The sequence below is a fragment of the Proteiniborus ethanoligenes genome (assembly GCF_900107485.1).
Classification (GTDB): domain Bacteria; phylum Bacillota; class Clostridia; order Tissierellales; family Proteiniboraceae; genus Proteiniborus; species Proteiniborus ethanoligenes.
Window position 1 is genome coordinate 25,349 of the sequence record NZ_FNQE01000005.1, and the last position, 12,183, is coordinate 37,531.

Consider the following 12,183-nt stretch of genomic DNA (forward strand, 5'->3'; position numbering starts at 1 on the left):
ATCTAATCCTGATTGAGCTTGAGATACAGCAAGCTCTACTGATAAAAGCTGCTGACGAGAAATAGTATTATTATGTTAGACCTAAGATTTTTGTTTATTACTTCAACAGTTCTGATATGTTTTTAATATAATTTAGCTATGTATATGCAAAGAAATAGAGCAAAAAATAAAAATGGGCAAGCCCTATGCTCAACCCTTATCCTGTTTATTTCTTAATCTTTTATTTTACCCCTTTGATTACCCTTATTTCAACATCTTGTTTTTCAACCTTTTTATCAATTTCATCTACTTTCTTTTCAAGGGTATTTAGCTTTTCATAGGTTTGTTCATATCCGTCAAATAAAGTTTTGTAGTTTGTATCCATTTTGTCTTCCATCGCAACCAACTTTTGCTCAATTTTAATCAAATCATCCTTAGTTACCATTTCAGACTTAATTCCTTGCATTTTTTTGTCCATATTATCGATCTTCCCACTTAAATCAGCATACATCTTTTCTAGCAAACTAAAAACCTTATCATCCATCCCCAAACCCTCCTTCATTAGTACATACTTTTAGTATATCATTTACTTCGTATCTTTAAAACAATATTTTAGCTTTAGAGAAATAGAACATGGTTCTTGTTCTGTTTCTTTTTCTCTAATTTAAACACGATCAATAACACTTTTTGATATTCCAATAATTCTTGAAAGTTGCCTTACTGTAACTCCTTCTATTTCCTTTAATTTTCTTATAATAGCATCTCTTCTATCTCTATCCAACTGTTTTAATATATTAATGTCTATAATACCTAGTTTATTAATATAGTCCCTAACTTCATTATCTGATAATCATATTTTTTCTTCATCATCTAGGCATTGGTCTTTATTATTTTGATTCATATATTTATCAAATAATTCTTTAGCTTTTTGCCTATCCACAGAAAATAAATCTAGTCCGAAATCAATATCTACCATATTTGTTCCTTTAATATACTCATTATAACTTGTCCATTTACTCTCCGAAGCACTTTTTGTAATACCTGCTTTTACTGGATTTTGATGTATATATCTAAGAACTGTTAAGAAATATTCATCACCTCAAAAATATTATAAACCAAATCTTGGCTTTCTTAAAGGCAAAAGAAACATTGGGACAAGGTTCCTGTCCCTGTGTCCCACCACTCCCAATTTGACCTTACTTGGTTATCTTTAGAATCTTATGTGTATAGGAAAACACCTCTAAGCTTGGGTCAAAATATCTGTATATCATATCTCCATTTTCAAAAGAACCATCCTGATACTTGTTCCTGCTATTCCATGTTGTATCTAGAATAATCCATCTACCATCAATTAAAGCTTCATTCCAAGCGTGATTCGATTTTGTATGGTCGACAACATCCCAATAACCACCACCTGCACTTCCCCCCAATGCATGTCCTACTACTATTCTTGAAGGTATCCCAACTGATCTAATAAGTGCATTAGTCAATTCTGCATACCCTTGACATACGGATCTTTTGTTTTGCAAGGTTTCATAGGGACTAGTTCCTACATATCCGCCAGTTAAATATGCATCCCAATCATAATAAATATTTTGTGCAACCCAATCATTTATCTTTAAAAGTTTTTCATATTCGGAATTTGTGCCTTTTGTAATTTCCTTAGCCAAACTCTCTATTTGGTTTCTTTCGCTTTCATTTCTAATTATACTTAAATCTAAATATTCACTTGTCTCAATAACAGAATTCTTTAAAAACTGCACATAATTATTTTCATACACTGGTGAGATTAAAAAAAATATTTCACCGTTCCTATTTTCTAATGGTATATTCCAATAGTAGCTCCAGTAGGTAGAATATCTAGCTTTACTAAAGTAGGTATCTACATAATATTCTCCATCCTTTAGCTTATTTCTTAAATTAAATGTTCCTTCATATGAACCATTAGATTTAACATCTAGGTATTCACTAATAATATCATTATTATTTGATTTTTTAACCATGAATGACCAATTTGTTTTGCCTAAACCTGATCGCCCTTCAACTCTAATTCTCTCATTATCTACAATCTCCATTTTTATATAATCATCTTTAAAATTTGATGAGCTTTCATATACCTTTAGCTGTTTCAAAGCTTTTATATCCTGAGTATTAATTATAGATATTATTTTATTTTCGCCATTCCAATCTACCTCGTACATAAGGCTTTCCGCTATAAATCTTAATGGTACATATGTAGTACTGTTAATTAGCTTTGGTGCAATTGATAGTAAATGTTCCTGATCATTTACCTTTGCAGCTTTACTATCGATAGATAATTCAATATTTTTGTCTTCAGTTCTTGCTGTGATTGCTTTTTTTTCCGCATCCCAAGTGACTTCAGCCCCAAGTTGTTCAAATATTGCCCTCATAGGAACTAAGGTATTTCCATTAAAAATATAGACTGGCTTATCGGTTTTAAACTCAATACCATCTTTAAAAATTTTAATATCCTGTACTACTTGTGGTTCAGAACTTCCCGCAAAAATTGCAACATTAAAACTGGAAATCATAAGCAGAATAATTATTAATGTTTTTATAAGTTTTTTAGTCATATTTGTTTTCCCCCTTTATTACTCCGTTCTTAACATCATGCTTAGTTACCATGTAAGACTTCATCTCCTGCATTTTAGCTTACATTTTTTCATTAATTCAAACATTCTATCATCCGTGAATCATTTTTCCCATTTAATAGAAATCAAATTATATTATATCATTTGTTAGACATTTCAGGAATACCTTTTATATGACTGTGAGAAATGGCTAAGATGACCCCCTTCACCACATAAAAAAACCCTTTGGATTTTACTCCGCCAGGGTTCTTCTTAATCACTATTTATATTGTGTTTTTCCCTAAACCTATACTATATTTATAATCAAGCAATGCTAAGTTATATGCATGTATTTGCTTGGAAAGATTCTTCTTAGCATCCATTAAATCTATTCTAGCCTTTGTAACATCATTTGCAGTATTTTGACCTAGCTCATAGCTTAGCTCTGTTAGCTCATATGCCTTTTGTGCGTTTTCTACTGCCTTTTCATAGGTCTTTATCTGTTTCTCTGCTGTAATTAAGCTATAATATGCAGCTCTTACAGACATTTCAACACCATTTTTAGCCATATCAAGGTTTTTAGCTGCTTGTTCTACTGCGATTTCTTGTTCTCTGTATTTGTATTGATTTGGAGTAGAGTGTCTAGCTTTTACAGCTTTAAATGTAAGCTCAGATAACTCAAAGCCTTCCTGAGAAACCTTTAGCATTGCACTGTTTTCTTTAGCAGCTTGAATTGATTCCTCTAAGCTTATTTCCTCATGCTCTTTATACTCTATCTTATCAGTTAGCTTTACTTTCTGATCTAAAGGTAGACCTAATGTATTGTTAAAGCTCATTTTTTGCAATTCATATCCCATTGTTGCCATATCTAATCCTGATTGAGCTTGAGATACAGCAAGCTCTACTGATAAAAGCTGCTGACGGGAAATAGTACCTAATTCGTACATTTTTTTGCTTTGTTCATATTGTCTATTTACCAACTCTAAACCTTCTCTAGCTATTTCTAAATCCTTTTCACTTTGTAACAAATCAAAATAAGCTTTTTCTACATTGAATTTTATCTCATTTTCTTTTATTTCTTTATTCCATATGGATATTTGTCTTGAAAGCTTTAACTGTCTGTCTAGAACACCAAGTTCTAAGAGATGTAGTTCATATGTTGGAATACTTTTTTGAGATTCTCTAAAATCTTCATAACTTGGCTTGTCAGGGCCATCTGGTATTAAATCATAATTTATACTAGACACATCTTCAATACCATCAAGTCCTCTTATAACGCTTCTATCTTGTTCATATTTCAGCTCTGTTCTCTTCATATCTAAATCCTGTATTTTTACATCTCTACTATGCTCTAAGGCATATTCTATAGCCTGTTTTAAGCTTAATTCAATTTCTTTATTTTCTTTAACCTCATTTACACTATTACCCTCTGCATAAGCAACAGCACCTATAGAAAAAAGCATGACAACAGCTAAAACAAATGACATAAATCTCCTCATAACAAACTCCTCCTTATGTGTTAACTATATTATTTGAAATCTTATACTGTACGATATATATCTATATGTATTTTACTTGATTATAGCACAATTATATGTATATCATCAAGGTAAGTATTATTATGTTAGACCTAAGATTTTTGTTTATTACTTCAATAGTTCTGATATGTTTTTAATATAATTTAGCTATGTATATGCAAAGAAATAGAGCAAAAAATAAAAATGGGCAAGCCCTATGCTCAACCCTTATCCTGTTTATTTCTTAATCCTTTATTTTACCCCTTTGATTACCCTTATTTCAACATCTTGTTTTTCAACCTTTTTATCAATTTCATCTACTTTCTTTTCAAGGGTGTCTAGCTTTTCATAGGTTTGTTTATATCCGTCAAATAAAGCTTTATGGTTTGTATCCATTTTATCTTCAAGTCTTACTATAGACTGATTAGTTTTAGATAATTCTCCTTTGACGTCTGACAATTCTCCCTTAACATCTTGTATCTCTACATACATCTTTTCTAACAAACTAAAAACCTTATCATCCATCCCCAAACCCTCCTTCATTGTTATTATATACTTTTAGAATTGGGACAAGATTCCTGTCCCAGAGACCTATGTAGCCATCAAATAAGTCATCTATTTCAGGCATGACCTCGTGATCAATTTTAGTATTTGTCTTTTTAACTTCATTTTCTATACTATCTACTTTTGAATTTACTTGTTTAAATCCTTCTTGCATTTCACTATACATCTTTGTCATAAATTCAAATAATTGTCCATTTGTTATGACTACATTTTCACTCAACCCTATACCCTCCATATATCAACTATGTTTATTATACCATCAATTTATCACCATATTCAATATAAATGAACATACAAGTTTCCAATACTTTAATTAGTCACCAATTTTTAATTTGGACAAGGTTCCTGTCCCTGTGTCCTACCCTTGATTTTTCATTAAGTGTACCCTAGAACATGTATAACTCTATCTAATTCCATCATTATATTCAATTAGATCAAAACATAGTAATGGGGCGGGATTAAAGATAATCCCACCCCAACTATTGACAAAGAACCGAAAAACCTCAAGGCTTTGGATCTCTCCTTTGCCTTGAGGTCTTTAAGTTACTTAATTGCTAGGCATGAAATCTGCCCCGTTTAATCTTACTATTTTACAACATACTTGATAAATCTGCCACTTGTTCCATCAAAGTAAAGTGTTACAGTATCTTCTGTTCCAACTTTGTCAGATAGATCTCTTAAAGCTTTCTTAGCATATCCATCTGTAGGATTTCCTACGTAAATTACTGCATCTGATACAAGCTCATAAGTTACTCCACCAATTTTTATTGTTCTATCTGTTAAGCTTATTCCGTTTGTATCAATTTTTCCTGATACTTTAGTAGCCATTGTTCCTGCTACTATTTCACCAGACTTATTGCCAACCTTAACATCATATACTGTTCCAACTACTGTAGCTTTTTCAAAAGTTAATGATGTCAAATATACTTCTTCTTTTCCATTTATTTGCATTGTTATTTCTTGTTTGCCACCTACTCTAAGGTTTTTAACATCTGTAATTAAACCTTTAACAGTAGCATCACTAGCGTCTGCATTTGTAGCGTCTATAAACATAGCTACTACTCTACCATCTACTTCATACAATTTGCCACCTTGAACTTGGCTAAATTCAGCATCAGCTTTTGCCCATGTCATTACTGTATAATCAGCAACAGCTGATTCGTTATTTGTCCAGAATACTGTAGCATCTGATTGTAATCTAAGACCTTCAGCATAAGTTGCAGTAGTTTTAAATGCAGTTGAAATATTTGTTTGTCTTAATTTTTCAACTTTTGTCACTGCCCCATTTGCATTAAGTGTAACTATAACAACATCATGTTTTGTTCCTATAGTAGGATTAGAGATTGAGCCATCGTTAGTTCCAAAACCAACAAATTTTGCTGAATCTTCAATAAATGCTTTCGTTAAATCGTATTTTACTATTTTACCTTCACTATTTAATACATCAAATGTATAGTATACTGCTGAACCTCTTCCTTCATATCTAGCAAGTGGACTTGCTAATAAAGCATATGAACTATTAGTTGTAACTGCTCCAGTATCTCCTACTACAAGTACTGGGTTTCCATTATAATCGAAGTATACAGTCACTGTTCCTTCTTTCTTCATTGCATCTAATGCAGTTGCCGTTAAACCTGCTAGTTTGCTTCCGTCAAGATATTTAGCAGATAAATCGTAAACTTCTCCATCAAACTTAAATCCATCACTGTAAACTCTTTCGATTTCGCCACTTTCTTCTATATTGATTACAACAGCGAATTTTTGTGATGCATTATAGAATAAGATATCCATATCATCTAATTCTTCTGCTTTTACAGTTTTGCCATCTCTAATTAATGTGTATTTATTTACATCTAATTCATCTTTGTTATAGCTATAGACAACATCATCTTTAACATCTTTAACTACTATATTGCCATCAAATGTATATCCTTTTGCCCAAGCAATGTTTCCGTCTTCATCAAGTACTATTTTTGCATAATCTACATCATCAAAATTAGCTTTTACTTCTGTTGTTCCATTAAGTTTTAAATTTGCTCCAGTTGCAACGTCATATTTTACGTTTTCTGTCACTAGCTTAAGTTTTCCATCTGATGACGAATAAATAACAGCATCATATTTAGCTTCATTTTGTTGAGATAATGCTACTATTTTACCTGAAGCATACCAAGCTTTTACAGTCAAGCCTTCATAGAAATTGAAATCAAATCCAGCTGGAGCTGTTAAAGTAGTATCGCCTACTTTTATAGAACTCTTTGTTGTATTAACTATAGTAACCATACCTTCAACATTTTTAAATCCAAGCTCATCTAACAAAGTAACTGCAGTAGTACCTTGTGTACCTGATTTAACCCATACAGGTTGACCAGTTATTCCAGTACCAACTTGAACCATCATTTCGATTTCAAGTGCATTGTCAAGTAATTGAGCTACTAATCCTCTAACTGCTGGAAGACCTTGAACGCCTTTTACTTGATCAAGTAAATCATTTTCGTTAGCTACGATTAGGTATCCGTATGGATATCCTCCTCTTGATTCTGCAGCTGTTTCATAGCCTAATGCTCTCATAACCATAGTTACTGCTTGTTCGTAAGTTACAGGACTATTTGGAGCAAATGTTCCGTCTCCCATACCCTTAACAATACCTAATTTAGAAGCTATATTTACATATCCTGCAGCCCAGTTTCCTGCTGGAACGTCTGTAAATACAGTAGATCCTTGTGCAGCTAAAGCAGCAGACTCTAAGCCTTTTACTCTAACTACTGCAGCAGCAAATTCTGCTCTTGTTATTGTGTTATTTGGTTTAAATGTACCATCTGGATAGCCTGTTAGTACTTTTAATTGAGATAGTCTCTCTACAGCATCTTCGTAGTCTGTACCAACTACATCGCTTGGTGCAGCGAACGCGAAGCTGAAGCTACCAAGTACTAATGTAAGTACTAGTACTAATGATAAAACCTTCTTCATTGAATAAAACCTCCCTATAATATAATTTTTATTTTTTTCTTTTGAAGGAATTTGAAACTTATAGGTCAGAATGTAATTCCTTCCGAAACCAGTCTGACTTATACTTGTAGAAACAGGTAATATGTACAACACCTGCATTCTATCCCTAATTATAGCACGAACATATTTGTCAGTCAATGAGACAAGTATGTTTGTAATGAAAATGTAATAATAGGCAATTCCCTACCTCTTTATTACATTAACTATTATATAACAGAACTCTCTAAAATAACATTACAGTTGTGTTACAGTTGCTTTACAGTTGTGTGGCTGGTTTTTTAGTTGTTAGTTGTTAGTTGTTAGTTGTTAGTTGTTAGCTAAGAACTAAGAACTAACAACTAAGAGCTAAGAGTTAAGAACTAGGAACTAACAGCTAGTGTTAGTATCTGACTTTGCTGCCTTTATGAACTCTCTAAATAGCGGATGACTTCTAGTTGGTCTTGATTTAAACTCTGGGTGAAACTGTGCTGCTACAAACCAAGGATGGTCCTTTAGTTCTATAATCTCTACTAGCCTTTCATCTGGTGACAATCCACTTATAATTAGTCCTTGCTCTAGTAGTCTATCTCTAAACTCGTTGTTGAACTCATATCTATGCCTATGTCTTTCATATATAAGCTCTTCTCCATAGGCCTCCATAGCCTTTGTGCCTTCTGCAACCTTACATGGATATAGTCCTAGTCTCATGGTTCCCCCTAGGCTATCTATATCTCTTTGTTCTGGCATTAGGTCTATGACTGGATAAGGAGTTTCTGGCTCTAGCTCTGAGCTATGAGCATTTTTCAGTCCTGCTACATTCTGTGCATATTCTACTACGGCAAGCTGCATACCTAAGCATATGCCTAAGAAAGGTATGTTGTTTTCTCTTGCGTATTTAATTGCATGTAGCTTTCCATCTATCCCTCTGTCTCCAAAGCCACCTGGGACTAAAATACCATCTGCTGTTTGGAGTTGTTCTTTTACGTTTTCTTGTGTTAGGTCTTCTGATTGTACCCAATCTATGCATATATCTACTTCATTTGCTATGCCTGCATGTCTAAGAGCTTCTGCTACTGAAAGATATGCGTCCTTTAACTCTACATATTTACCTACTAAGGATATGTTGACCTTTCCTTTTGTATGCTTTACTTTTTGTAGCATATCTGTCCATTCTTTAAGGTCTGGCTGGCTACAATCTAGTCCCAAATGCTCTATAGCTAACTGCGGCAATCCTTCTTCTTCTAGTAGCATAGGGATTTCATATAGAGTATCTGCATCTATGTTTTGTATTACATGAGATGAATCCATGTCACAAAATAAGGCTATTTTGTCTTTCATTTCTTGAGATATTGGGTACTCTGTTCTACAGACTAGTACATCTGGACGGATACCTATGCTCATTAGCTCTTTTACACTATGCTGTGTAGGCTTTGTTTTTAACTCTCCTGCCTTTGAAAGATATGGTACTAATGTAACATGAATATACATTACATTTTCTTTGCCTATATCGTATTTTATCTGTCTAATGGCTTCAAGGAATGGTAGGCTTTCTATGTCTCCAACTGTACCGCCTATTTCTGTAATAACTACGTCAACGTCTTTTTCTTTGGCTGCTCTGAATACTCTTTCTTTTATTTCGTTTGTTATGTGAGGTATAACTTGTACTGTCCTCCCTAAGTATTCGCCTTTTCTCTCTTTGTTGAGCACTGACCAGTAAACTTTTCCTGTAGTTACGTTTGAATATTTGCCTAGATTGATGTCGATGAATCTTTCATAATGTCCTAAATCTAAGTCTGTTTCTGCTCCATCGTCTGTTACGAATACTTCTCCATGCTGGTATGGACTCATAGTGCCTGGGTCCACGTTTATATATGGATCAAATTTTTGTATGGTTACTTTTACTCCTCTTGCTTTTAGTAGTTGTCCTAGGGCTGCTGCCGTTATTCCTTTTCCTAGTGATGAGACTACTCCTCCTGTTACGAAAATATATTTGGTGGACATGTGTGGTTTGACCTCCTTTGTTTGCAGGCTACCAGAGGTGCGCCCCTACGATTTGCTTGAGCGACTATAGGTGCCTCTACGGTTTAAATAACTATTGTATTTTATAATAAGCGAATGTATGTGTCAATGGTAGAACGATAGTTTAACGATAGTTTAACGATAGTTTAACGATAGTTTAACGATAGTTTAACGATAGTTTAACGATAGTTTAACTACTGTTTAACTACTGTTTAACTACTGTTTAACTACTGTTTAACTACTGTTTAACTACTGTTCTTTAAGTATTTTTATGGCTTTTTTTAGCTGTAGGTCTTCTTCTGTTGTATTTTCGACTATTATGTCTGGTTCTATACCTACATTGTTAACAGGGTTTTTGTTTGGTGTAAGGTATTCTGCTGTAGTTAGTTTTAATCCTCCACCATTTACTAGAGTGAGTACTGTTTGAACTGTTCCTTTTCCAAAGGTTTTGGTTCCTATTATAGTACCTACCCCTCTGTCCTGTACAGCCCCTGCAAATATTTCAGATGCACTAGCACTACCTCCATTGACTAATACTGCTAGTTTATATTTAGGCGCATCTAAATAAGAATTATAGGTTCTGATATTTTCATTGGCATCTCTTATGTGTACTAGTGGTCCTTCTGGAATCAAAAATCTAAGTATGTTTAATACTTCATTTAAACCACCACCAGGATTGTTTCTGAGATCAAATATTACTTTTTTAACCTTGTTATTGTCGAACTCTCCTAGTACCTTTATTACATTTTCTAGTGCATGGTCATTAAATTCTGTTATTTTTATGTAGCCTATGTTGTTCTTTAAGATTTCATATTCTACTGGATTTATTTCTATGATTGCTCTTGTTAGGTTAAAATACAAAAGCTTGTCTTCTCCATTTCTCCTTATACCTAGCTTTACTGTAGTTCCTGGCTCTCCTCTTATAAGGCTGGCCGCTTTTTGAGTAGTGAAGCCTTTAATATCTACATCATCCACTGTCACTATAAGATCCTCTGGTAATATACCTGCTTTAAAGCCTGGAGTGCCTTTTATTGGTGAAACTACTAGAATGTATCCATCTTTTTCTGTTATATGAACGCCTATGCCTCCAAATTCACCTGATAGGGTTTCGTTAAGCTCCTTGAATTCATTTTCTGTGTAATAGCTGCTGTAGCCATCTAAGACTGAAAGTGCTCCTTTTATGGCTCCTTCTACAAGCTGCTCTTCTGTTACCTCATATGCATAGTTGAGTTTTACAAACTTTATTAGATTTTCGAGGAATGTTAAGGCTTCTTTTACGTTATATTCTTGCTGTTCTGCTTGTTCCATTTGTTGTGGCTGCTCTACCTCACCTAAAGCTAATGTACTAGGTGAAGCTATGATTAATGTAAATGCTAATATAATAGGTAAGAATTTTTTAGAGATGTTTTTTATGTTCATGTTGTGCTCCTTTCGAGTATTAGTTGTTGGTTGTTAGTTGTTAGCTAAGATCTAAGAACTAACAACCAACAACTGCTTTCTACTGTGCTATTTCAAAGGTGTATTTTTTGTCTAGGGATTTTTTATCTATTTCTATGGTTGCTCTTATTTGTGTGATTACTTGAAGTACTACTCTGTTTGGTTCTGGTGCTTTAATATCTAGGTGAACTCTATATTTACCTTCTGCATATTTTTCTACTCTTTTTATACCCATATTATAGCCTGATGTAGGAAATTCTTTTGAAATTGTTACTAGTACTTTGTCCCCTTTTTCTTTTGTACTGATGGTATCCTTTTGAGTTTTTTCCTCTACTATTTTATAGGGTATACTTGTGCTCTCTTCAATTTGCTTTTTAAGTTCTTGTAGCAGTACAATAGTTTCAGATATGCTTATATCTTCTTCTGGTCTAAAGCTACTATCTCCATAGCCTTTGATTAAACCAATCATATTTGCCTTTAATATGTATCTTTTGTATGTATCATCTAATCCTAGTATGTCCTTATATGGTGTGTAGTTTGTATCTGTTAACTGTATCTCCTTAGAAAGCTCTAATGTTTTTATCATATACTTGACTGCTTCTTTTCTAGTTAGCTTACCTTCTAAGCTAGAGTCTCCTTCTAGTATTTTTTTAGTTATAAGATATTTTCCTACTTTTTCTGTATGTGCCTTATCATTTAGTTTTTCTGTACTACTGTCTTTATCTGTGCTTATCATGGTATAAAGTGAAAGCATAAAGTTCTTCTTGTCTATTTTAAAATCAGGGTTAAATGATATTGTGCTATCCTTGATTAAGTATTTAAAGTGAGCTTCTACTATACTTTTATCTATGACCCTCTCTACCCAATGCCCCTTTAAGTCTACTTTAATATCTGCAAAGGCTGTTACTGTACTTAAGAATAAGGCTATAGATAGTATAATCCATAATGATTTTCTTCTTTTCATAATATATACCTCCTTAGTATATATTATATCACTGGATGGATGAAGTAATATTTCATTAATATTACAAATTTAATGTGGTTTTTTTGTTTACATTAAATACTTATATGGTAGAATATATTTAAGAAAT

At 33.2% G+C, this 12,183-nt stretch carries 10 protein-coding genes; all 10 read right to left on the bottom strand.

Annotated elements, in window-relative coordinates; all coding sequences use genetic code 11:
* Positions 1–220: 220 nt before the first annotated feature.
* The 10 genes from BLV37_RS03205 to BLV37_RS03245 all read right to left on the bottom strand — a co-directional run bounded on the left by BLV37_RS03205 (position 221) and on the right by BLV37_RS03245 (position 12,056).
* Positions 221–523, bottom strand: coding sequence for a hypothetical protein (locus BLV37_RS03205; RefSeq protein WP_091727190.1), 303 nt, complete (start codon positions 521–523; stop codon positions 221–223).
* Positions 524–829: 306 nt separating this feature from the next.
* The gene (locus BLV37_RS15390; RefSeq protein ID WP_280140102.1) at positions 830–955 is read right to left on the bottom strand and encodes a hypothetical protein; all 126 of its coding nucleotides are present in this window, start codon (positions 953–955) and stop codon (positions 830–832) included.
* A gap of 220 nt (positions 956–1,175) precedes the next feature.
* On the bottom strand, positions 1,176–2,573 hold the full coding sequence (locus BLV37_RS03210; RefSeq protein ID WP_091727193.1) for a stalk domain-containing protein: 1,398 nt from the start codon (positions 2,571–2,573) through the stop codon (positions 1,176–1,178).
* Between the two features lie 281 nt (positions 2,574–2,854).
* Positions 2,855–4,069, bottom strand: a complete 1,215-nt coding sequence (locus BLV37_RS03215; RefSeq protein ID WP_091727196.1) for a TolC family protein — start codon at positions 4,067–4,069, stop codon at positions 2,855–2,857.
* 270 nt (positions 4,070–4,339) lie between these two features.
* Complete coding sequence (locus tag BLV37_RS03220; RefSeq protein WP_091727199.1) at positions 4,340–4,612, bottom strand: hypothetical protein; 273 nt, start codon at positions 4,610–4,612, stop codon at positions 4,340–4,342.
* Positions 4,605–4,871: a hypothetical protein gene (locus tag BLV37_RS03225; protein WP_176967845.1), complete on the bottom strand. Its 267-nt coding sequence runs from the start codon at positions 4,869–4,871 to the stop codon at positions 4,605–4,607. Before BLV37_RS03225 ends, BLV37_RS03220 begins: the two co-directional genes overlap by 8 nt.
* A 365-nt stretch (positions 4,872–5,236) precedes the next feature.
* Positions 5,237–7,618: an S-layer homology domain-containing protein gene (locus tag BLV37_RS03230; RefSeq protein WP_176967846.1), complete on the bottom strand. Its 2,382-nt coding sequence runs from the start codon at positions 7,616–7,618 to the stop codon at positions 5,237–5,239.
* A gap of 405 nt (positions 7,619–8,023) precedes the next feature.
* Complete coding sequence (locus BLV37_RS03235) at positions 8,024–9,637, bottom strand: CTP synthase (protein WP_091727205.1); 1,614 nt, start codon at positions 9,635–9,637, stop codon at positions 8,024–8,026.
* A 267-nt stretch (positions 9,638–9,904) separates the two neighbouring features.
* The gene (locus BLV37_RS03240) at positions 9,905–11,074 is read right to left on the bottom strand and encodes a S41 family peptidase (protein WP_091727207.1); all 1,170 of its coding nucleotides are present in this window, start codon (positions 11,072–11,074) and stop codon (positions 9,905–9,907) included.
* A 79-nt stretch (positions 11,075–11,153) separates the two neighbouring features.
* Entirely contained in the window at positions 11,154–12,056 is a 903-nt protein-coding gene (locus tag BLV37_RS03245; protein WP_091727210.1) for a protease complex subunit PrcB family protein, read from the bottom strand.
* Between the last annotated feature and the right edge of the window lie 127 nt (positions 12,057–12,183).

Bases quoted from the DNA above. Each gene is read 5' to 3' on its own strand.
- BLV37_RS15390 (WP_280140102.1), bottom strand. From the start codon at position 955: ATGGTAGATATTGATTTCGGACTAGATTTATTTTCTGTGGATAGGCAA.
- BLV37_RS03235 (WP_091727205.1), bottom strand. From the start codon at position 9,637: ATGTCCACCAAATATATTTTCGTAACAGGAGGAGTAGTCTCATCACTA.
- BLV37_RS03205 (WP_091727190.1), bottom strand. From the start codon at position 523: ATGGATGATAAGGTTTTTAGTTTGCTAGAAAAGATGTATGCTGATTTA.
- BLV37_RS03220 (WP_091727199.1), bottom strand. From the start codon at position 4,612: ATGGATGATAAGGTTTTTAGTTTGTTAGAAAAGATGTATGTAGAGATA.
- BLV37_RS03230 (WP_176967846.1), bottom strand. From the start codon at position 7,618: ATGAAGAAGGTTTTATCATTAGTACTAGTACTTACATTAGTACTTGGT.
- BLV37_RS03240 (WP_091727207.1), bottom strand. From the start codon at position 11,074: ATGAACATAAAAAACATCTCTAAAAAATTCTTACCTATTATATTAGCA.
- BLV37_RS03210 (WP_091727193.1), bottom strand. From the start codon at position 2,573: ATGACTAAAAAACTTATAAAAACATTAATAATTATTCTGCTTATGATT.
- BLV37_RS03215 (WP_091727196.1), bottom strand. From the start codon at position 4,069: ATGAGGAGATTTATGTCATTTGTTTTAGCTGTTGTCATGCTTTTTTCT.
- BLV37_RS03245 (WP_091727210.1), bottom strand. From the start codon at position 12,056: ATGAAAAGAAGAAAATCATTATGGATTATACTATCTATAGCCTTATTC.